General features: G+C 59.2%; 15 protein-coding genes. 3 read left to right on the top strand and 12 right to left on the bottom strand.

What is annotated here, in order from left to right; genetic code table 11:
- Positions 1-2: 2 nt before the first annotated feature.
- From EDC38_RS05780 to EDC38_RS05805, 6 genes are all read right to left on the bottom strand, one after another.
- Positions 3-998, bottom strand: a complete 996-nt coding sequence (locus EDC38_RS05780) for an alpha/beta hydrolase (protein WP_123637685.1) — start codon at positions 996-998, stop codon at positions 3-5.
- Between the two features lie 121 nt (positions 999-1,119).
- A complete protein-coding gene (aceF, locus tag EDC38_RS05785) occupies positions 1,120-3,054 on the bottom strand; it encodes a dihydrolipoyllysine-residue acetyltransferase (protein WP_123637686.1) in 1,935 nt (644 codons plus the stop codon).
- A 71-nt stretch (positions 3,055-3,125) separates the two neighbouring features.
- Positions 3,126-5,777 carry a pyruvate dehydrogenase (acetyl-transferring), homodimeric type gene (gene aceE, locus EDC38_RS05790; protein WP_123637687.1) on the bottom strand — a complete coding sequence of 884 codons (2,652 nt, stop codon included), beginning with the start codon at positions 5,775-5,777 and terminating at the stop codon, positions 3,126-3,128.
- Positions 5,778-5,982: 205 nt separating this feature from the next.
- Positions 5,983-8,811, bottom strand: a complete 2,829-nt coding sequence (locus EDC38_RS05795; RefSeq protein ID WP_170162859.1) for an insulinase family protein — start codon at positions 8,809-8,811, stop codon at positions 5,983-5,985.
- Between the two features lie 38 nt (positions 8,812-8,849).
- Positions 8,850-9,962, bottom strand: a complete 1,113-nt coding sequence (locus tag EDC38_RS05800) for an AI-2E family transporter (protein WP_123637689.1) — start codon at positions 9,960-9,962, stop codon at positions 8,850-8,852.
- Positions 9,963-10,001: 39 nt separating this feature from the next.
- The gene (locus EDC38_RS05805; protein WP_123637690.1) at positions 10,002-10,250 is read right to left on the bottom strand and encodes a sulfurtransferase TusA family protein; all 249 of its coding nucleotides are present in this window, start codon (positions 10,248-10,250) and stop codon (positions 10,002-10,004) included.
- A gap of 155 nt (positions 10,251-10,405) precedes the next feature.
- Between EDC38_RS05805 and EDC38_RS05810 the strand changes: the two genes are divergently transcribed.
- Positions 10,406-11,848: a M48 family metalloprotease gene (locus EDC38_RS05810; protein WP_246004346.1), complete on the top strand. Its 1,443-nt coding sequence runs from the start codon at positions 10,406-10,408 to the stop codon at positions 11,846-11,848.
- 16 nt (positions 11,849-11,864) lie between these two features.
- Here EDC38_RS05810 and EDC38_RS05815 read toward each other — a convergent pair whose 3' ends face one another.
- From EDC38_RS05815 to EDC38_RS05830, 4 genes are all read right to left on the bottom strand, one after another.
- Positions 11,865-15,197 carry a bifunctional diguanylate cyclase/phosphodiesterase gene (locus EDC38_RS05815; protein WP_123637691.1) on the bottom strand — a complete coding sequence of 1,111 codons (3,333 nt, stop codon included), beginning with the start codon at positions 15,195-15,197 and terminating at the stop codon, positions 11,865-11,867.
- A gap of 125 nt (positions 15,198-15,322) precedes the next feature.
- Positions 15,323-15,550, bottom strand: coding sequence for a SlyX family protein (locus EDC38_RS05820; protein ID WP_024460578.1), 228 nt, complete (start codon positions 15,548-15,550; stop codon positions 15,323-15,325).
- The gene (locus tag EDC38_RS05825; RefSeq protein WP_246004347.1) at positions 15,547-16,725 is read right to left on the bottom strand and encodes a serine hydrolase domain-containing protein; all 1,179 of its coding nucleotides are present in this window, start codon (positions 16,723-16,725) and stop codon (positions 15,547-15,549) included. Before EDC38_RS05825 ends, EDC38_RS05820 begins: the two co-directional genes overlap by 4 nt.
- Positions 16,718-17,101 (bottom strand): c-type cytochrome, encoded by a 384-nt coding sequence (locus tag EDC38_RS05830; protein WP_123637693.1) that lies wholly within the window; start codon positions 17,099-17,101, stop codon positions 16,718-16,720. Before EDC38_RS05830 ends, EDC38_RS05825 begins: the two co-directional genes overlap by 8 nt.
- Positions 17,102-17,199: 98 nt before the next feature.
- Here EDC38_RS05830 and yciH point away from each other — a divergent pair, with 98 nt between their 5' ends.
- Positions 17,200-17,526 carry a stress response translation initiation inhibitor YciH gene (gene yciH / locus EDC38_RS05835; protein ID WP_123637694.1) on the top strand — a complete coding sequence of 109 codons (327 nt, stop codon included), beginning with the start codon at positions 17,200-17,202 and terminating at the stop codon, positions 17,524-17,526.
- A 243-nt stretch (positions 17,527-17,769) separates the two neighbouring features.
- Entirely contained in the window at positions 17,770-18,306 is a 537-nt protein-coding gene (locus tag EDC38_RS05840; protein ID WP_123637695.1) for an energy transducer TonB, read from the top strand.
- 74 nt (positions 18,307-18,380) lie between these two features.
- Here EDC38_RS05840 and EDC38_RS05845 read toward each other — a convergent pair whose 3' ends face one another.
- Both EDC38_RS05845 and dnaE read right to left on the bottom strand, forming a co-directional pair.
- Positions 18,381-19,331 carry an acetyl-CoA carboxylase carboxyltransferase subunit alpha gene (locus tag EDC38_RS05845; protein WP_123637696.1) on the bottom strand — a complete coding sequence of 317 codons (951 nt, stop codon included), beginning with the start codon at positions 19,329-19,331 and terminating at the stop codon, positions 18,381-18,383.
- A 231-nt stretch (positions 19,332-19,562) separates the two neighbouring features.
- Entirely contained in the window at positions 19,563-23,063 is a 3,501-nt protein-coding gene (gene dnaE, locus EDC38_RS05850; protein WP_123637697.1) for a DNA polymerase III subunit alpha, read from the bottom strand.
- Between the last annotated feature and the right edge of the window lie 13 nt (positions 23,064-23,076).

Here is a 23,076-nt window from a genome sequence, read left to right on the forward strand (position 1 = left end):
CCTCACTCTACGGCGCTGCCAGAGCCGCTCCATAAGCGCTGAAGAAAAGCCGCGATCTCGTCAGCGGTGGGTTGCAGCCACGGATCAAACAGCCAGAACGTGTGCGGCGTATTATCAAAGCGCCGAACGTGATACTCGATTCCCAGGGGCTTCATTTTCGCTATCATTTCATCACGGCCGACACCAAAACGCTCCTGGGCACTGTTCAAATACAGGATGGGCGGCATCTCGGCATGGACGTAGTACGTCGGCGAGCCTTTATGCCAGAGCTCGGTTTGCTCGGCATAGCGTCCACCGAACCAGGAGCCGGCCGACGACGGGGTCTTGCTCGGATCATCCTCATAGTAGCGAGCCTCTTCCGAGGTAAAATCGGACAGACCGTCAATATTCAGTATCGCTTGCACGTCGCTCGATATCGAGCTGTGCTTTTGCTGCGGATCAAAATACGGATCGCCGGCCGTAATACCGGTCAGGCTGGCAATTTGCCCACCCGCCGAAGTACCACCCACGGCAATCTGGTCCGGGTTAACGTCGTAGGCCTCGGCATGCTCGCGCAGCCACCGAATCGCCGCTTTGACATCGTGAATGGCGGCGGGAAAGCGCGCCTCGGGCGCCAGACGATAACTGATATTGGCCACCACAAACCCTCGCTCTGCCAGCGCGTTGGCCAGGGGTGTCAGGTTTTTCCGGTAACCCGAGCGCCAACCGCCCCCGTGCACCAGAACCACCGCCGGACGAAAGCTCCCCGCCTCCGGCCGATGCAGATCCAGTTGCAGTGCTCGCCGACCGTATTGCACATAGGTCACATCCCGTTCGACGCGTACTCCGTCGGGCGTGTCGAGACTGGCGATTTCAATATGCGGGAAGTGCTTAACTTCTTTTTGATAAGTATTTTCCGCCGTATAGGTGTTTTCAAATGGCACAGGAGGTTCGGTGATGACGGAACGAGCGCAGCCAAAAAAAAACAGGGGGACGAATAATAAAGCGAGTTGTTTCATGGTGTTCTCTCATTGGTTTTATGATTTTGATTGGTTGATTTGGCACCCTGTGGGCGCCGATACACACAAAAAAGGCCAGCAAACGCTGGCCTTTTTCGTTACAGCTACACTTCACCCAAACTCAGAGCAGCAGGCGACGCACGTCCGCCAGCGCTCCAGCCAGGAAAGTGAAGAAGCGTCCGGCATCGGCACCGTTGATGGCGCGATGATCGTAGGACAGACAGATTGGCAGCATATTGCGCGGCACAAACTCCGTGCCATTCCACACCGGCTTGATCTGGGCGCGAGACACACCCAGGATGCCGACTTCCGGGGCATTCACAATCGGCGTAAAGCCGCTGCCACCCATGGCGCCCAAGCTGGAGATGGTAAAGCAACCGCCCTGCATTTCTGCCGCCGTCAGCTTACCGTCACGCGCTTTCTTCGCCATGGCATTGACCTCTTCGGTCAACTGCCACAAGCCTTTCTTGTTGACGTCACGAATGACCGGTACGACCAGACCATTGGGAGTGTCCACCGCGATACCGATGTGCACATATTTTTTCTGGACAATATGCTCACCGTCGTGGTGCAAAGACACGTTGAAGCTCGGTTCGGCTTCAAGCGCCGCCGCGCAGGCTTTGAGCAGGAACGGCAACGGCGTGAGCTTGGTGCCACGCTTTTCCGCCTCGGCTTTCAGGCCTTTGCGGAAGTCTTCCATATCGGTGATATCGGCATCGTCCCACTGGGTAACGTGGGGGATGTTCAGCCAGTTGCGGGTCATGTTGTCCGCGGTGAGCTTTTTGATCTTGCTCATCTTCACTTCTTCGACTTCACCGAACTTGCTGAAGTCGATCGGCGGAATACGCGGAATGGCACCGCCGCCGGCGGCCGGTGCAGCACCGGACTGAGACGCCGTGACAATGTTTTTCACATAGCTGCGCACATCGTCTTTGGTGATACGACCGCGAGGACCGGACCCTTTCACCTTGGCCAGATCCACACCCAACTGGCGACCCAGTCGACGCACGGCGGGACCCGCGTAGACATCACCACTGTTGATGACTTCGGCACTGGCACCGGTGGCGGTGGCCGGAGAAGACGACTCGGCTTTGGGCGCCGGCTCGCTCTTGGCGGGCGCTTCGCTTTTGGCCGGAGCAGACGGTGCCGGCGCGGCACTGCCTTCGGCTTCAATAACACCGATCAGATCGCCCTGGGATACCTTGTCGCCCTCTTTCAAGGCAATGCTCTTGATCTTGCCGGAGGCGGGAGCGGGAATTTCCATCGAGGCCTTGTCGGTTTCCAGCACGATGAGGGTGTCGCCTTCGGACACCTCATCGCCGGCCTTGACGCTGACTTCGATCACTTCCACGCCTTCCGCACCGCCGATATCCGGCACCGGCATGTCCTGCTCACCACCGCCCTGAGGCGCGGCTGGAGCGGCACTTTCCGATTCGGACTGGCTCGCCGGCTCGCTCTGCGCGGGGGCTTCGCCACCGGCGGTTTTCATCTTACCGATGACATCGCCTTCAGACACTTTATCGCCTTCTTTCAACGCGATGCTGCTGATGGTGCCGCTGGCCGGAGCCGGGATTTCCATGGAGGCTTTGTCGGTTTCCAACACGATCAATGAATCCCCTTCGGAGACCTCATCACCGGCTTTGACGCACACCTCAATAACTTCAACACCCTCGGAGCCGCCAATATCCGGTACCGGGATATCCATTTCACTGCCGCCGGAGGCCTTGGGGGCCTCTTGCGATGCCTTGGACTCTGCGGCGTTGTCCGAAGAGGACGATTCAGCGCTCTCGGCCTGACTATCGTCACCGGCGCCCTCGCCTTCCAGTTCCAGCTCGAGAATGGCGGAACCTTCCGAGACCTTGTCGCCCTCTTTGACGGAAATGGCGGTGACCTTACCCGCCTTGGGGCAAGGGATGTCCATGGACGCTTTGTCTGTTTCCAGCACAACCAGCGTGTCTTCAGCGGCGACGGTATCCCCCACCGAGACGCTGATCTCAATCACTTCTACATCTTCGGAGCCGCCGATATCGGGGACTTTGATGGTTTCTGTGGCCACAGTAACTCCTCACATATTCTTGGTGTTCGACCCAAAACCCCGGGGACTCAGCCCCGGGGCCTACCGATTTATTAAACGGTCAGAGGGTCGGCCTTGTCCGGATCAATACCAAACTGCTTGATGGCCTTGCTGACCACCTCGGGCTTCACTTTGCCCTGATCCGCCAGGGACTTGAGCGCGGCAATCACAACGAAGTGGCGATCCACTTCAAAGAAGTGACGCAGTTTCTCACGGCTGTCACTGCGACCGAAGCCGTCGGTACCCAGTACATAGTAGTCGCCCGGCACGTAGGGACGCAGTTGTTCCGAGTAGTTCTTCATGTAGTCGGTCGCGATGATGAACGGACCGTCCTGACCTTCCAGTTGCTCGGTCAGGTACGCCTTACGGGGCTTCTCACCGGGGTGCAGCAGGTTCCAGCGAGCGGCGCGCTGACCGTCGCGGGTCAGTTCGTTCACACTGGTGACACTCCACACGTCGGCTTCCACACTGAAGTCTTTGCGCAGAATCTCGGCGGCTTCACGCACTTCATTCAGAATGGTACCGGAGCCCATGAGCTGGACGCGGTTTTTCTTCTTGCTGGTGCCTTTTTCAAGCTGATAGATACCCTTGATGATGCCTTCTTCAGCGCCCTTGGGCATATCCGGATGAACGTAGTTTTCGTTCATCAGGGTGATGTAGTAGTAGCAGTTTTCCTTCTCCTGATACATACGCTTCAGGCCATCCTGCACGATCACCGCCACTTCGTAAGAATAAGTCGGATCGTAGGACCGGCAGTTCGGGATGGTGTTGGCCAGAATGTGGCTGTGGCCATCCTGGTGCTGCAGGCCTTCGCCGTTCAGAGTCGTGCGACCGGCGGTACCGCCGAGCAGGAAACCACGCGCCTGGGCGTCACCGGCCAACCAGGCCAGATCGCCGATGCGCTGGAAACCGAACATCGAGTAGTAGATGTAGAACGGCAGCAGCGGCTGGTGGTTGTTGCTGTAGGAGGTTGCGGCCGCAATCCACGCGGACATGGAACCGGCTTCGTTGATACCTTCCTCGAGGATCTGGCCTTTCTGATCCTCTTTGTAGTACATGATCTGACCGGCATCCTGCGGCGTGTACTTCTGGCCTTCGGCCGAGTAAATACCGATCTGGCGGAACATGCCTTCCATACCGAAGGTGCGGGCTTCGTCCGGCACGATCGGTACCACCTTGTCGCCCACCTTCTTGTCTTTGATCAGCGTGTTGAGCACACGGACAAAAGCCATGGTGGTGGAAATGGTGCGGTCGCCAGTACCTTCGAGCTGCTTGCTGAAGGCGTCCAGGCCCGGGATTTCCAGCGCTTCGAAGTCCGCTTTACGAGCGGGCAGATAGCCGTTGAGCTGCTTGCGGCGCTCGTGCAGGTACTGCATTTCCGCGCTGTCTTCCGGCGGACGGTAGTACGGGATTTTTTCCAGATCCTTGTCTTCGATCGGGATGTTGAAACGGTCCCGGAAGGTCTTGAGCGCATCGATGTCGAGCTTCTTGACCTGGTGCGCGTTGTTGACCGCTTCACCGGTCGGGCCCATGCCATAACCTTTTACGGTCTGAGCCAGAATCACGGTGGGCTGACCTTTGGTATTCACTGCGTTGTGATACGCGTTGTACACCTTGTGTGCGTCGTGACCACCACGAGCCAGATGCAGGATTTCGTCGTCGGTCATGTCTTTGACCAACTCCAGCAGCTCGGGGTATTTACCGAAGAAATGCTCGCGGGTGTAGGCGCCACCGTTGGCCTTGTAGTTCTGCATTTCGCCGTCGAGGACTTCGTCCATACGCTTCTGCAGCAGACCGGTTTTGTCTTTTTCCAGCAGTTTGTCCCAGGCACCGCCCCAAAGCACTTTAACCACGTTCCAGCCGGCGCCGCGGAATACACCTTCAAGTTCCTGAACCACCTTGCCGTTACCGCGAACCGGGCCGTCCAGGCGCTGCAGGTTACAGTTGATGACAAAGATCAGGTTGTCGAGCTTCTCGCGGCCCGCCAGCGAAATGGCACCCAGAGATTCCGGCTCATCACACTCACCGTCACCGAGGAAGGCCCAGATTTTGCGGTCGCCCTTTTCAATCAGGCCACGCTGATCCAGATAGCGCATCACGTGCGCCTGGTAAATCGAGTTGATCGGACCGAGCCCCATGGAAACGGTCGGGAACTGCCAGTAATCCGGCATCAACCAGGGGTGAGGGTAAGAAGAGAGGCCCTTGCCATCGACTTCGCGACGGAAATTGTCCAGTTGCTCTTCGGTCAGGCGACCTTCGAGGAAAGAGCGGGCGTACATACCCGGAGAGCTGTGGCCCTGGAAGTACACCAGGTCGCCCGGCTTACCGTCTTCGCTGCCGCGCCAAAAATGGTTGAATCCGACTTCATACAGGGTTGCAGCTGAGGAGAAGGAGGCAATGTGGCCACCCAACTCGTCGGCACTCTTGTTCGCCCGAACCACCATGGCAATGGCGTTCCAGCGAACGATGGAGCGAATCTTGCGCTCGATGTAGGCATCGCCGGGGCTCTGCACTTCTTTCGAAACCGGAATGGTATTGCGATAAGGGGTGGTGATCGCCGAAGGCTGATCAATACCGTGATCTACCGCATTTTCTGACAGTTGCTTCAGAAGGAAGGTGGCCCGTTCTTTGCCTGCGTGGCGAACAACTGACTCAAGGGCATCCAGCCATTCTCTCGTTTCGAGGGCATCGATATCTTCTTGCATTAAATTCTCCTCAGCCGTGCACGCATTGGCACATCTAATCGTTGCGTTCAATCAATAGGAAATTGAAAACAGGTGTCTCTGCACCGCCATAGAGCCCTTGTGTGGGATGTTATATAGGGTTATGGCCAGTATTGGTAGAGCCGAAAAATCAGCGAATTCTTACATATTCACGCCTTTTTTACCAGTCCGCCGCCGCGCTGCGGCCTCAGGGGTAACTCAGGGCCTCAAGGGCCTTCTGGTAATCGGGTATGGCGTCGATTGGGGTGGCCTCCGGAGCCTCTTCCGATCGATCCGTCACCAGCCACAGGCGCCGGGCGGGGTCGGCAAACACCTGGCGGTAATAAGACTGCAGGGATTCCGCCGTGACAGCCTCCACCGCCTGGGCCAGGCGTTCGCGCCGATCAAAGCGGGTATCCCCCATCATCAGGTCCTCCCAGTATCGGCTGGACTGCTGGTACAGGGTCTTGGCCGGTTCGCGCAACTCGCGGACCAGCGCCGCCTTCTGTTCCGCCAACCCCTCTTTTAAGTGGCTTTCCGCGCCATCCAGGAAGCCATCCATTTCCCGCCAAAGGCGGTCACTGTCAACCGATGGCGACTGGACCACCAGCACGGTGCCCTCCTGATCTTTAAGCGGTAAGGCAAACACCGTCGCCACATAGCCCAACTGCTTCTCGGTGCGCAGCTCATGGAAAAATGCCGGTTGCAGCAACCGTCGGGCCAGTTGCATATGAGCCACATCATTCAGCTTAGTGGAGAGCCCCTGAACGTACAGCATGGTGACACTGTCGTTGTGCTCAAGAGGCCGCTCATACACCCATGGGCCCTGGGATTTCAGGCGGAACACCCGGGCCGGTGCCAGATCCAGGCGCGTCAGATCGCCGAGCAGTTGATGCTCAAGGTACGCCGCCAGACGCACCGCCTCCTGACGATACAGGTTGCCGTACAGCAACACTTCCAGTTCAGCGTCTTTCAGCACTGAATCGGCAAACTGGTGGATGGCCTTGAGGTCAATCCCCTCAAGCACCTGGAGCTTGTCCCGTCCCAGCGAATAGGGCTCAAAATGCAGGCGCGGCACCTGCCTGGCGATCACGCCGTAGGGAGTATCGAGCGCTTCGTTGCGCCAACGCCGCTCCACTTTGCGCTTGAGGTCATCAAAGCGGTCCTGTGCAAACCGCCCCTGGCGCAACGCCTCAACAATACGGGTCAAGAGAAGGTTCTGGCGACTGCTGTAACCGAAGATTTCGATATCCAGGCCCCGGGTGTTCGGGTGCAGGGAGAAGTCCAGTCCGGCCAGTTGGGCCGGATAGGCAAATTCATTGAGCTGGTCCCGCACCAGCTCGGATAACAGCTCGGCTTTGGCCGCGCCTTCGACCCCGGCCGCCACCTGAGGTAGCTTGAGTCGCAGACGCATGCTGGTTTTGGGCACCTCAAACGTCTGATCCCATTGATACCAGACCTTGATTCTCGACTTATCGACCACCGCCTCAGGGAGACGGGACTTAGCCTTTTCCGAGGCTCCCGGTCCGGGCAGCAGTGGTGCCTCCTTGACGGCCAGTCGACTGGGGATAAAGTCATTGGGTTTGGGCAAAACCAGCTGTTTCTGGATTCGGGCCTTGATTTCGGGCTGTTCCGCCGCCTGCTCTTCGACCCGATAAGGCGTCTGATAATACGGAGAGCGGCTATCCCCCTCTACCTTGGGAGCAACCAGGGACACCAGCACATTCCCGCTATCCAGGTATCCAAGGTACTTCTTGATCAGCTTGGCGTCATACCCCGCATACCGGTAATCACCCCAGAGCACGTTTTCCGGTTCGTAGAGATGCAGTCGGTAGGCAAGCCCACGGACCGTGTCCATCGGAGCGCTGACCTCCCGAAAACGGAAGTCGATCTTCGCCATTTGCTGAAGTTCTTCATAACGCCAGGCGTCCAGCCCCCGGGCCTCAATCTGCTCAATGGAGTGAAACACCAGGGCCACAATCTGATCGGCGGCCCGAACGCCGAGTTCGGTCAACTGGATGGACACCTGAAACATGGCGTCGTACCGGTCCCGGTGTCGGGTGCCGGCACTCAGGCCTTCCGCCCAACCCAGCTCCTTGAGCAGCGACAGCAGGCTGCCCTCCCCTTCGTGCCCCAACAGGTGGCCGATATACTGCAGCGGTTTATGGGCCTCGCTCTCGGCGTTGACCGGAAGAGGGAACAGAAGGGAGAGGCGACGAATGTCCTTTTCAGGCTGAATGGACACCCGCACAGGCAGTTGATCTTTTCCAAACAGCGGTGGGTAAGCCTCGGGCAGGGAGACCTCCCTGGCCGGAATCGCTTTGAACCGTTCCGTCACCTGTTTCTGCAGTTCATCGAGACTGCCCCGCCCCAGAACCACCAGCGACATCAGGTCCGCCGAATAATAGCGCTGGTAAAAGTCGATCAGATCTTTGCGCAGCGGGCGCTCTTCGGTATCTGCCAGGGTAGTGAGATTCCCGACCCCAAAACGGGATGCCGGGTGCGCAGGATTCATCAGTGCCTGATAGACATCCTGTATGCGACGGGCATCGTCGTTCAGACGGGCCTTGTACTCCGACTCCACCGCAAACCGCTCACGATCGACGTACTCCGGATTGAACAGCGGCGCGATAAAAAACTGCGCAAATCGATCCAGCGCCGGCTCCAGATATTCGGGGTCGATATCAAAATAATAATTGGTATGCTCGCTCGCGGTGTAGGCATTGTGGCTGCCACCGTGACGACTGATAAACGCCGGATAGGCATCCGGTTCCGGATATTTCTCGGTGCCGAGAAACAGCATATGCTCGAGAAAGTGCGCCAGGCCCTCGCGCCCCAGAGGATTCTGATGATGGCCCACATGAACATCCAGGGAAGCCGCGGCTTTTTCCGCCTGCGGGTCCGAAATCAGGAGGACTTTCAGCCCGTTTTCCAGCGTCAGGTAGCGGTAATCCCGGTGATCGATATCCCCTTTTACGGGCGTCACGGCGTGAGCTGAGGTTGCCAGCATCACGGTGGTTACCAACAGGGAAGCCATGGCCAGGCTCCAACGGCTAAGAAGGACGGCTGCGTGCATTATGCCTCGCTTTGTTCGGTGTCATGTGAAGCCTGTCCCTGCAACTCCTGATTGTGCGCCTCCTTGACGCCGATTGGCCAAGCATAAAGGATTGCCTTGACCAGCGTAGCCAGGGGGATCGCAAAAAACACGCCCCAGAATCCCCACAGGCCGCCGAAAACCAGTACGGCCAGAATGATGGCCACTGGATGCAAATTGACCGCTTCGGAAAACAGCAGTGGCACCAGCACATTACCATCCAGAGCCTGCAGAATGCCGTAGGCGACCAACAGGTACACGAACTCCGGGCCCCAACCCCACTGGAAGAACCCGACCAGGGCCACCGGTATGGTAGCGACCGCCGCCCCGATATAAGGCACCAGCACCGACAAGCCGACCGCAATCGCGAGCAACGCGCTGTAGTTCAGGCCAAACAGGACAAAGACTACGTAGGCGGTCGCGCCGACGATGACAATCTCGATGGCTTTACCCCTCACGTAGTTGGCAATCTGCTGATTCATCTCCTGCCAGATTTTGCTCATCAGCGGTCGTTTCTCCGGCAGAAAACCCGCAAACCAACGCATGATGGACTGACTGTCCTTGAGGAAGAAATACACCAGAATGGGTACCAGAACGAAGTAGACGAGTACTGTGGCCAGCACCGGCAGGTTGGATACGGAAAAGCTCACGATGTACTGCCCCACATACCCCAGTTCAGAACTGGTGATGGACATCATCTGCTCCACCTGCGCCTCACTGATCAGGCTCGGGTAGCGCTCGGGCAAGAGCAGCATCAGCTCCTGCCACTCCCGGAGCATCCTCGGCAATTCGGCAAAAAAGCGGGTGGACTGCTGCCAGATGACTGGCAAGAGCCCCAGCATGATGGCCGCCACACTGGCCATCAGCACCATGAACGTGATCAGCACCGCCAGCCAGTGTGGGACCCTCAAGGATTTCAGCCGGACCACCATGCCCTGCATCAAAAACGCGATGATCAGGCTCGCAATCATGGGCGCCAGCACGGCCCCAAGGGTCAGAATGACCACCAGGCCCACCGCCAGCAACACCAGCAGCAGTACTGCCTCCTCATCGGAGAAGTAGCGATCGATCCAGCGGCGAATAATCTTCAGCATAAGTGTCCGTTTTGACCTGTGGCCACGCGTAAGGCGTGGTCAGGATTTTACCAGAATGTAGATATAGAGGCCGTCGGGGGAGTCTTCCCGCTCGAGCCCATGACCCGCGAGGGTGGCGAACGTCTGAAAGTCCCGAACCGAACCGCTGTCCGTGGCCAGAATCCGTACGGCCTCACCCGGCGCAAGATCGCGCAGCGCCTGCTTTGCCTTGAGCAGCGGCAGGGGGCAGCGCAGCCCCTGGGCATCCACCTCCAGCACGACCGGTGCAGATCCTTCCCGATCGGTCATGGGTGCCCCCCGCTTTTCGGTAAAGGCTGAACCGAGTCGGGCGTCCGTGGTCTCAGGAGCAACGTCAGCGCAGAAGCGCGGCCTGCCTCTGGCGCCTCAGGTGCGGCCAAGGCTACACTGTGCGCAACAGGAAGAACACCGGAGTCTGAATCGACGTGAAACATGTTGTCACCCTTGTCTTGAGTCTGATGCTGCTGTCAGGTACCGCCAGTGCAAACCGGGAGCTGCAATTGCCGGTGCTGGGCGATACCAGTTCGGCAATCAGCTCGCCCCATCAGGAGCAGCAACTGGGCCGGGAAGTGCTGCGATTGTACCGCAGTCGAATGCCGACGTCCTCCGATTACCAGGTCATCCAGTACCTGGAGGATTTGCTCAATCAGCTCGCGGTGCACAGCGAACTGGAGGACCCCAGCCTGCAACTGGTGGTGATTGAAAATCCCAACATCAACGCCTTCGCAGCTCCGGGGGGCATTATCGGGGTGAATACCGGTTTGCTCAACTACGCTGAGAACGAGCACCAACTGGCCTCGGTGCTGGCCCACGAACTGGCGCACCTGAGCCAGCGCCACTACGCCCGGCGCCTGCAGCAACAGCAGCAGATGAGCGTCCCCTACTATGCCGCCCTGCTGGGCAGTCTGATCCTGGCCGCCACTTCCGGCTCCGACGCGGGCATCGCCGCCATGATGAGCACCCAGGCCGCGGCACTGGACGCTCAATTGCGTTTCAGCCGACAATTTGAACAGGAAGCCGACCGCCTGGGAATGCAGACCTTGGCCCGGGCCGGACTGGACCCCAACGCCGCCAGCGACATCTTTGAAATCATGCTGCGGGCCACCCGCTATACCGAACGCCCCCCCGAGTTTCTGCTGACCCACCCGGTCACCGAGCGGCGGATTGCCGATACCCGCAACCGCGCCATGAACCTGCCCCGCACAGAACCCGCGGTCAACCTGGAATACCATCTGATGAGGGCCCGCACCCGCATAGAACACCAGCAGTCCGCACAGCGAGCCGTCCAACTGTTTCAGAGCGAACTGGATGCCAAGCGGGAACCCCGTGCCGCCAGCCGGTATGGCCTGGCACTGGCGCAAATCCGGGCCGGACAGTTTGATGCGGCCGAGGCCACTATGGCGCCGTTGCTGGAGGAGGATCCCGACCGACTGACCTACCAGTTGCTGGCAGCGGAGCTCGAGACCGAACGGGGCAGTCACGAGGCGGCAATAGAGCGCTTGAGAACCCTCCATCAGACAAAACCGGACCACTATGCGGTGACCATGCACTACGCGCTGGCACTGATGAAAGCCAACCGGTTCGAGCAGAGCACGGAGCTGCTCAATCGTTTTTCCCGTCAGCGCCGGGACGACCCGGCCGTGTGGTATTGGCTGGCAGAGGTGAGCGGCCTGGCCGGTGACATTCAGCAGGTCCATGAAGCCCGCGCCGAGTATTTCATTCAGGTCGGCGCCTACAGCCAGGCTCTGCAGCAACTGCAGAATGCCCTCAAGCGCACGGATGACAACAGCACCCATACGCGGATTCTGTTAAGAGAGCGCATCAAGCAGGTCGAGGAAATGCAGCGCACCGCGGCGCGAATTCTATAACGCGACGGGGCGGTTATCAGCTGTGGCGGGCAGCGCAGGGCCGCTCGACCCACCGGGAGTCCGTCAGCCAGGTTTCCAGCGCCGCTTGCGGCATGGGTCGACCAATGTGGTAGCCCTGGGCGAGATCACAGTCAAGGGCCTGCAGCCGTCGCAGCAGCGCCTCGGACTCCACTCCTTCGGCCACCACGTTCAACCCCAGGTTGTGGGCCAGATGAATCGTCGATTTGACGATGATTTCATCTTGCTCGTCATCGAGCATCTGCCGGACAAATGAGAAGTCGATTTTCAGCGTCTGCACGGGCAAACGTTTCAGATACGCGAGTGATGAATAACCGGTTCCGAAATCGTCGATACTCAGACAGATTCCCAGCGCATGCAGACGCTCGAGATTGGTCATCGCACGGCGCGGATCGGTCATGATCGAGCTTTCGGTAATTTCCAGCTCCAGGGCCCAGTGCGGTAACCCGAACTCCTCAAGCAGCAGTTCCACCTGTCGAGGCAGAGTGTCGTCCATCAGGTTCCGCGCGGACAGATTGACCGCAACACTCAGCGGGAACCCCGCGCTGTGCCATTCACAGCAGGTGGCTATGCTTTGCTTCAACACCCAGTGGGTCAGCGGGTGGATCAGGTTGGTGGCTTCGGCGATGGGGATAAAATCCGCCGGTGAAATCATGCCCAGTGTCGGATGCTGCCAGCGCAATAGCGCCTCCAGGCCGTAACAGCGCTGACCGTGAAGTTCGATTTTGGGCTGAAAATGCAGGCACAGCTGATCGTCCCGAATGGCCCGCCCGAGCTCGTTGATCAATGACAGTCGCTGAGGCGAGTGCGGGTCTTTTTCTCCGTCGTACAGGGCCACACCGGTCATTTCCGACTTGGCGCAGTACATGGCGACATCCGCATAGCGCATCAGGGTGCTGACATCACTGGCCTGATCCGGACTCATTGAAATGCCGATACTGGCGCTTATTTCTGTGGTGTAGCCTTCAATCACAAACTCGTTGCGCAATGCATCCAGCACCCGATGTCCCAACACCAGCGCCTGCCGGTGGTGACGAATATCCGGCAGAAAAATCGCAAACTCATCCCCGCCCAGACGGGCAACCAGCCCCTCCGTATCTGCCATTTCGCTACTCAGCCTGGGCCCAATCTGGCTCAGTAACTGGTCGCCCACGGAATGACCAAGGGTATCGTTGATTTCTTTGAAGCGATCCAGATCAATCAACAACAGCGCCGCCTTGCGCCCATCCGACTGTTTCAACCAACGCTCCATCTCCCGGTACAGGCGGGTGCGATTGGGCAGTCGGGTCAAGGCATCGTGGGTGGCCTGATATTCGAGCTTTTCTTCGTACCGTTTGCGCGCGGTGATGTCTTTACTGGTTCCCCAGACGCGACACAGCGCCCCGTTTTCGACTTCACCGACACAGGAAAGCTGGAAGTGGATGTCGCCCCGACCGCGCGGATCACTTCGGGCAATTTCGTAGTCGATCAGCTGATAGCCGTTGGCAATGAACTGTTGTACATCAAAGCGATAGCGACTGGAGCCGGTTTCCTGCAAACCGCTGCCCAACAATGACTCGACCGAAGGCGCCCCCATGATCTGGGCCAGCACCCGATTACCCTCGGCCAGACGGGCACTTCGGACAATGGCGGCCTCCTGTTCGTCCGGCGCAAGATCCGTGGGCACCGGTGGCGTCATATCGTAACGCCAGATCGCCTCGGAGCTGTTAGCAATGAAGGCCCGGTAGCGCGCCTCGCTCTGGGCCAGCGCCCGTTCGCGCAGAACACTGTCGGTAATGTCGTTGACTACCAACAGTACCCCGTTAACGTAGCCCTGATTGTTTTTGGTCGGAATCTTGTCGACCGAAAACCAGTGGCGCGACCCGTTCCGCTGCGCACTTTCAACGGAATTCAACTGGGCATCACCGGTGCGGACCACCTGCATCAGCTCACGTTGACGCTCCTCCGGGCTATCCCACTGGGGGGCGACTTCGAGAAAACTTTTGCCCACCTGCAACGCAGGTCCGAGCAGGCCTCTGGCGAGGTCATTAAAGTCCTTCACCAGCCCCCAGCGATCGAAGTAGCCGATCCCGGCACGCATGGAGTCCAGCAACAGCCTCAGCTCCTGCTGCTGACTCTGCAGGCTGCGCTCAATGGCTTTCTGACGGGTGATGTCGGTCATGATCTGACCGATTCCCCGCTGGGCTCCGTCGGGCCCCTCGATCGGGAAACGTACACAGACAAAGGTGTACTGGCCTCCGTCCTGCCCCGGCAGAACCTCTTCGACCTCCGCTGGCAGAGCGCCGGCCAGCAGTGCCTGCTCTTGGGCCCGTCGTTGCTCTGCAATCGGGGCGGAAAACAGATCATCGTCGGTCTGCCCGCACAACTCGTCGGCGTCCCGGCCAAACCAGCGCGCAAAGCTGTCGTTGACCAGCAGGTACTTTCCTTCCAGTGACTTGATCGAGACCAGATTGTGCGAGTTGTTGATCAGGCTGTAGAGGAGTTGATCCCGGTGCAACAGCTCCTGGTGAGCACTGCGCTCGCCGCTGCGATCCTGACACTGAATCAGCACCCGGGTCACTTCACCGTAGCGGTCCCGCATCGGTAGAAAGCTGACCCTGAGCGGAACCTCCTGCTCGGCAAACAGCTCATTGCGGTGCACATTGGCTAGAGGGTAGTCCAGGTCGAAACACTGGATTTCACCTTGTTGAAACACCCGCCGTACCCGGCTCAACAGATCCGGACGCGCCTGCAGCACCCGGTCACGCAATACCCGGTAGCGACCGATTCCGGCGGTACTCTGACGGGGTGAGATCTGCAGCAGAGCTTCCAGGGCGTGATTACATTCGAGCATTACCCCGTCCGGATCGGTGACAAAGCTGGCAATCGGACTCTCAGCGAACAGGCGGGAAAGCAGACTCTGAACATACTCGGGCCCTGGATTGGCCAGCCAATGCTGGCTACTGACCACGGCCCCCACACAGTAGTGATCCCCTGAGTCGGTCCGCCGCCGACGCCCCATGAAGCGCAGCCGAGGCTGGCTGGCCAGGCCGGCCAGACAGACCTCACAGGAGGTGGGCCCATCACTCTGGCGATGGGCGGAAAACGTCTGCTGAAACAGGTATTGGTCCGCCGGGGGCATGAGCGCCAGTAACTGGGTCTCTTCGGCAACTTCACCCAGCTCCGGGACCCAGCGATAGATCGACTCGGACAGCGTCAGTGCCCGGTCATCCAGCGAGAGCTCCCACAGGGCGATATCGGACGCACTCAGGGCCTCCCCCACCAGATCAGGATCGGCGAGCGAACCGGTTAGCGGAGCGGCATTGGACTGACCGGAGTTTCCCTGCGGCATGTTATGAAGGTCGACCCTTTGCTCGGAATGATAATGGGTGACCCAAGTGTAGACGAAAAACAGCCGCTGAATGAGCGTTCAAGGCAACGCCTATCGTCAAAAACCACCATACATCCGGAAAGTCGTCAGTAATGCGGCGGGCGCTCGTCGGCCGGACTGCCGCCCTCCTCCCCCGGAGACTGCTCCACCGCATCTCTCAGGTCCCGGTACTTGCCGGCCAGCGCCCGCAGTTGTTGCTCCAGACGGTCAATCTGTTCGGTCTGGCGCGCCACCACATCGTTGAGGTCAGTCAGTGTCTGCTCCTGAAACGCCAGGCGTGATTGCAGATCTTCCAAGGTATCAGAGTCACTCATGGCGCTTCTCCCAGGCAGTCATAGAGGGCATTGATCAGGCGTTGTGGGCGGGGGTCGATGAGCAGGCTCTGCCCCATCCGCCCGGTGACATAGCCAAAGCCAATGCCGTAGTCCGGATCGGCAAAACCGAGGCAGCCCCCCGCTCCCGGGTGACCAAAACCGCCTCGGCCCCGCCCAAAGCGACAGTCAGCGCGCTTCTGGGACAACATGAACCCGTGCCCGAAACGCAGCGGCAAACCGAGTACGCGGTCCTGCTCAAAGGTCAGCTCGTCGCCACACAGTGCGAGTTGCTTTTCCGAGAGCAGGCGCACACCGCCCAGATCGCCCCGATTGGCCAGTGCGCCATACAGGGCCGCCAGGTCGCGTGCGCTGCTGTGGCCATTGGCGGCGGGTATCTCCGCTTGACGCCACTGCTCGGTATTGGCCGCGGTCAGGAGGGTCATGGGGTTACTGAAGGCTTTGTTGGTGACACCGCGAGGATCGGCCTTCATGATTTTCCCCAGCGACTGGCTGTCCGCTCCGTTACTGGCGCCGCCAAGCGCCTTTTTCAGCGGCCGCGACTGTGCCAGTGACACATCATCCCGGGCACCGAAGCCCAGCCCGAGCCCGAGGGGCTGGCTAATACGATCCTCGACCCAATCATTGAAGCGCTCCGCCCCGGTAATGCGACGCACCAGCTCGCCCAGCGCCCAACCGAACAGAAACGGGGAGTAGCCCTGAGCCGTACCGGGGGACCACCAGGGTTCGGCCCGTTCGATACGCTCAACCATGACGTCCCAGTCGAAGATGTCATCCTCCGCGACCCGGTCCTGAAGCGCGGACAGACCCGACCGGTGACTCAGCAGATCTCTGACCCGGATTCCGCTTTTGCCCTGTTGGGCGAACTCGGGCCAATAATGAGCCACCGGCTTATCCAGATCCAACTGCCGGGCATCCACCAGTTGCAGCACGGATAGCGCCACTATTCCCTTACTGGCGGAAAACAGATTGACCTGGGTATCCTCCTGCCAGGGCTGCCCCGGGGAGGCCTCCCCTGCCCAGAGGCTCACCAGAGGCTCGCCAGCACGATACACCGCCAGCGCTGCCGCCTCTTCACCGGCTTCGGCCATATTCTCCTGAAAGGCGTTTACCAGTGGCTGCCAACGATCCGTCCAGTGTCCCTGAACCTCACTCATCACCGGCTCCCGGCAGACTGGCGAAGTAGTGGCTGAGGGAATCGATCGCCTCATCGCTGAGATTGCGCGCCACTGAGCTCATCATGGGGTTGTCCCGTTCGCCGCTGCGAAACGCGTACAACTGCTCCTCAAGGTACTCTTGCGACAAGCCGGCGATCGAGGGGTAAGAGGCCACTCGGGAGACTCCCTCTGGCCCGTGACACCCGACACACATCCTCGCCACCCGTTTACCCTCGTCAATACGCTGCTGCTCGGGACTGAGTGATGCCTGGGCGCTGCCACCCGATTCGCTATCACTGCAAGCCATCAATGCCCAGCCGGCGCTCAATAGCAACGCCCCTTTTAACAGACGCCACGGCAGATTGTTCGATGTCACTGGTATCCCCTTGTCGATAGGCTTTGGTCGAAAATCGGGAGGGATTCTATCATTGAGGTTGGTATCATGGGGGTTTTGTCCCCGGGGAGGTTGTTTCGATGAGCAAGAACAGTCGTCTGGTGTATTCGACGGAAGTCGGTCGCATCAAGCCGCAAGCCGAGGCGCCGGAGGCGCCACCCGCCGGCGATGGTATTGTGCGTTTGCACCGCGAGACCAAGGGGCGCGGCGGTAAGGCGGTGACGCTGATCAAGGGGATTCCGCTGGCCGGCGCGGAGTTGAAGGCGCTGGCTAAGGAGCTGAAGAAGCTCTGCGGTGTCGGTGGCACGATCAAGGACGGTGAGGTGACGATTCAGGGCGATGTCCGGGAAAAGCTGAAACCGGCACTCGAAAAGAAAGGGTTTACGGTTAAGATTGCGGGGGGTTGAGCCCATTCGACCTATGATTAAGGGACCTTGTGGTTTAGTGCTGCGGGTCGGAATACCCTTTGGAGACTCTCGGAGGCAGGGAGCCGACGAGAAGCCTACAGGGATGTATTCACGGCGGGTCTCCAAAGGGTATTCCCCACGCCGGACCGGACGTAACCAAAACCACAACACCTGGCGCTATTTTTGCAGTAACCCGAGACAAACCTTCATAACGTCAAGTTTTTGTCTTCGAGGACTCAAACCGTGGATAGCGCGATCTTTATCGAACTGCTGGATACCTCCCTCAAAGTCGCCCTGGGGGCACTCATCGCCGGGGTGGCCGGATGGTGGGTCATGCGGCGCAACGCCATTGTGGGCTCCCGCTCCCCCCAGGAAAACCGCAAACTCAGCCTGCTGGAAGACGTCTCCGGCCAAGTCGGGCGGGTTACCCACACCTTCGCCAAATACTCGTCACTGGCCGCCGAATCCATCCAGTTTGGCAAACGCTGGCCCAAAGAGCGCCGAGCTGAGCTGGAACAGATCAGTGCCGAGTTGGTGAACGAGTTCAAAGGGCTGGCGGACGCCGAGGCCAAGCTGCTCATGCTCGGCGAAAACAACCTCGAGCGCAGCCTGCGCCTGTACGGCAGTCAGATCGCCCAGTTTCGCAAGCAGGTGTATGCCGGGCGGGAGGATATCAGCCTGGAGCAGATTGCCGGGTTTAAAAAAGAGGTGGCGCGCACCCGGGAGAAGTTCTACGAGCTGCTGAGTCGAAAGTACGATCGGCTGCTGGCGAACGCCTAGGTTACAACCACCAAATATGAAAAAAACCGCTCACAAGGAGCGGTTTTTTTTCATCGCGACAATCCCATTCAGGATCAGGGGTTACCGTAGCTCATCAGGCGCTGGTAGCGACGCTCCAGCAAATCGTCGATGGGCTCGTCGCTCAGGCGATCCAGCTGCGCGCTCAAGCGCTCCTTGAGCTTGCTGGCCATGGCGTCGATATCCCGGTGGGCGCCGCCCAGAGGCTCCGGAATGGTCTCATCCACAATGCCCAGCTCTTCCAGCACGGTGGACGTCACACCCATGGCCTCGGCGGCCTGGGGCGCCTTGGCCACGGTTTTCCAGATGATGTTGGCACAGCCTTCCGGCGAGATCACAAAATAGGTGGAGTACTGCAGCATGTTGAGCTGATCGCCCACGCCAATGGCCAGAGCGCCACCAGAGGAGCCCTCACCAATCACGGTGCAGATGATCGGCGTGCGCAGGTGGGACATCACCGCCAGGTTCTGGGCAATGGACTCACTGATACCGCGCTCTTCGGAGTCAATACCGGGGTAGGCCCCCGGGGTGTCGATCAGGGTCAGAACCGGCAATTTGAAACGCTCGGCCATTTCCATCAGGCGAAGCGCCTTGCGATAGCCTTCCGGACGCGGCATACCGAAGTTGCGGTACACCTTATCGTTGACGCTACGGCCTTTTTCCTCGCCAATCACCATGACGGGCTTACCGTCCAGGCGCGCGACACCACCAATAATCGCGTGATCATCGCCGAAATGGCGGTCACCGTGCAGCTCATCCCAATCGGTGAACAGACGCTTGATGTAGTCAGAGGTGTAGGGGCGATGCGGGTGGCGGGCCACCTGTACCACTTGCCAGGGGGTCAGTTGCGCGTAGATGCTCTCGGTGAGCTTGGTGCTTTTCTCGCGCAGCTTGGCGATTTCCTCGGTAATATTGAGGTCATTATCGCTGCCCACCAACTGCAGCTCCTCGATTTTACCCTCGAGTTCGGCGATAGGCTGTTCAAATTCCAGATAATTCAGATTCATAGTCGGCTTTTCAGGCTCAGTGTTGTCGTCCGATCAATAAACGCGGATGGAAAGGCGCCTAAGATACGCGAAACCGTCAAAATAGTCGACCTTTGAGGCGGCATGGCTGGGTGGTGGCGGGTGGGCGAACGGGGCTCACCCAGCCAAAGTGAAGATTGGAAGGGTGGCTGGCCTTGGGTTACGGCGGGTGCGCGCGCTGCGCTTACCCGCCCTACGCGAACGTCGGGCGGGTTAGGAATAGACCAGGTGGACGCTCTCTGGGCCATAGGTGTCGCGCAGGCGCTGGAGCAGATCGTCCTCGGGGCGGACCTGCCAGGCCTGCCCCAGGCGTACCTGACCACGGGCGCCCTGACGGGTGTAGTCGATTACGATCGGACAACGCCCCTCCCGGTAGGGGTCCAGCAGCTCGCCCAACTGGCGCGAGAAGTTGGCCGACAGAGCGCCTGCTTCCACCGCCAGACACAGCTCCCGAGCTCGCTCCTGACGCATATCCGACAACAGGCGCAACTGATCGGCGCGCATTTTCAGCGAACCGCTGTAATCGTCGTGGCTCACTTGCCCGGTGATCACCAACAGGCTGTCTTTCAACAGCAGGTCCCGGTATTCATTGAAGGTATCGCTGAACACCGCCACTTCGATGCGGCCGGTGCGGTCATCCAGAGTGACGAAGCCCATGTTGTCGCCGCGCTTGGTTTTCATCACCCTCATGGCCACCACCAACCCGGCCACCGTCTGGGACTCTTTCTGGGGTTTCAGGTCGCTGATGCGGGAGCTCACCAGGTGGTTCAACTCACTGTCGTACTCGTCGATCGGGTGTCCGGTCAGGTACAGGCCGAGGGTTTCCTTCTCGCCGTGCAGGCGCTCTTTCATGCTCCAGCTGCGAACTTTGTGGAACTCGCCGTAAGCATCCCCTTCCGGGTCACCGCCGGGAATCACATCGCCAAACAGATCCACCATACCCGCACTCTGGTTGGCGGCTTTCTGCTCGGCGGTTTTCACCGCTTCGTTGATCGCCGCGAACATGACCGCGCGATCGTAATCAATATCCACGCCCGGGCCCAGCTTGTCGGCGGCACCGGAGCGAATCAAAGCTTCCAGAGCCCGCTTGTTCACCTTGCGCGGGTCGACGCGGGCACAGAAATCGAACAGATCTTTGAAGGGACCGTCCTTGCGCGCCGCGATAATGCTTTCCACCGGGCCTTCACCCAGGCCTTTGATGGCACCGAGACCGTAGATGATGTTGTTGTCATCGTCCACGCTGAACTGGAACTCACCGGTGTTCACATCCGGTGGCAACAGTTGCAGGTTCATCTGGCGACATTCTTCGATGAAGGTCACCACTTTGTCGGTTTTGTCCATGTCCGAGGACATGGTGGCGGCCATAAAGTGTGCCGGGTAGTGGGCCTTCAGCCACGCGGTCTGATACGACACCAACGCGTAGGCGGCGGAGTGGGATTTGTTGAAACCGTAACCGGCGAACTTTTCCACCAGGTCGAAAATCTTCATCGCCAGGTCGGGATCAATACCCTGCTCTTTCGCCCCCTGAGCGAACACTTCCCGCTGTTTGGCCATTTCCTCGGGCTTTTTCTTACCCATCGCCCGGCGCAGCAGGTCGGCGCCGCCGAGACTGTAGCCCGCCAGCTCCTGGGCGATCTGCATCACCTGTTCCTGATACACGATCACGCCATAGGTGGGCTTGAGAATCGGCTCCAGACGCTCGTGCTGGTACTGGGCATCCGGGTAGGCCACTTTGGCACGGCCGTGCTTCCGGTTGATGAAGTCGTCCACCATGCCCGAGTCCAAGGGACCGGGACGGAACAGAGCCACCAGGGCAATCAGCTCTTCCAGGCTTTCCGGCACCATGCGCTTGATCAGGTCTTTCATGCCCCGGGATTCAAGCTGGAACACGGCGGTGGTTTCCGCCCGCTTGAGCATATCGAACGTCGGTTTGTCGTCGAGGGGAATCGCGGCGATATCCAGGGGCTCCTCCCCCACCTTGGCGCGCTGCTGATCAATCATCGCCTTGGCCCAGTCGATGATCGTCAGGGTCCGCAGGCCCAGGAAGTCGAACTTCACCAGGCCGGCGTCTTCCACGTCGTTCTTGTCGTACTGGGTGACCAGGCCACTACCGGTCTCATCGCAGTACAACGGGGCGAAATCAGTCAGCTTGGTCGGGGCGATCACCACCCCACCGGCGTGCTTACCGACGTTTCTCGCCAAACCCTCGAGCTGTTTGGCCATTTCCCAGATTTCCTGGGCTTCCTCGTCGACTTCGAGAAATTCGCGCAGCACCTCTTCCTGCTCCAGCGCCGCTTCCAGAGTCATCCCCGGCGTGGCCGGAATCATCTTGGAAAGTTTGTCCGCCAGACCGTAGGACTTACCCTGCACCCGAGCCACATCGCGCACCACGGCCTTGGCGGCCATGGTACCGAAGGTGATGATCTGACTGACCGCATCCCGGCCATAGTTGTCAGCCACGTAGGCGATCACCTGGTCGCGATTGTCCATGCAGAAGTCGACGTCGAAGTCGGGCATCGACACCCGTTCCGGGTTCAGGAACCGTTCGAACAGCAGGTCGTACTGCAGTGGATCCAGATCGGTAATATCCAGTGAATAGGCAACCAGCGAACCGGCACCCGAACCCCGCCCGGGCCCCACGGGAATATCGTGGTCTTTGGCCCACTGGATAAAGTCCATTACGATCAGAAAGTAACCGGGGAACCCCATCTGGATGATGATATCCAGCTCAAACTGCAGGCGGGTTTCGTAGGCTTTTTTGCGCTCCTGATAATCCGCCGCCTGCGGATCGAGAATTCGTTCCAGTCGTTTGTACAGACCTTCGTAGGAAATTTTCTCGAAAAATTCGTTCTCGGTCATTCCATCGGGAATGGGGTACTCGGGCAAATAGTATTTGCCGAGTTCAATATCCAGGTTACAGCGCCTGGCAATTTCCACCGAGTTTTCCAGCGCCTCGGGGATGTCGCTGAACAGCTCCGCCATTTCCTCGGGCGAGCGCAGGTACTGCTGATCGCCGTAACGCCGTTCGCGACGTGGGTCATCCAGGGCCCGCCCTTCACTGATACACACCCGCGCTTCATGGGCCTCGAACTCGTCCTGACGAAGAAACCGGACATCGTTGGTCGCCACCACCGGACACTGCGCCTGCGCAGCGAGGTCCACCGCCGCGTGCAGATAGTCCTCATCGTTGTCGCGACCGGTGCGTTGCAGCTCAAGATAAAACCGGTTGGGAAAGTCTTCCATCCAGCCGCTGAGCAGTTCTTTCGCTTGATTCTGCCGACTGGCGATCAGCGCCACACCAATATCACCGAACTTGCCCCCGGAGAGCGCAATCACGCCCTCGGTCAGCTCACTGATCCACTCGCGCTGAACATAGGCGATGCCCTGCTGTTGGCCTTTTTGCCAGGCGCGGGAGATCAGTTCAATAATGTTTTTGTACCCTTTGTTGTTCATGGCCAACAGGGTAATCAACGTGGGCTTGCCGTCGGGGTCGGCGTTGGCGACCAGGAAGTCGCTGCCGGCAATGGGTTTGAGGCCGGCGCCCTGGGCGGCTTTGTAGAATTTGATCAGGCCGTAGAAGTTGGTCTGGTCGGTGACGGCCACCGCCGGCATGCCCAGCTCGGCCACGCGTTTGACCAGGGGTTTGATGCGCACCAAACTGTCCGAGAGGGAGTATTCGGTGTGTAATCTGAGATGGACGAATTCTGTGGTCATAAAATCTGCCGGG

The organism is Marinimicrobium koreense (genome assembly GCF_003762925.1).
Classification (GTDB): Bacteria; Pseudomonadota; Gammaproteobacteria; order Pseudomonadales; family Cellvibrionaceae; genus Marinimicrobium; species Marinimicrobium koreense.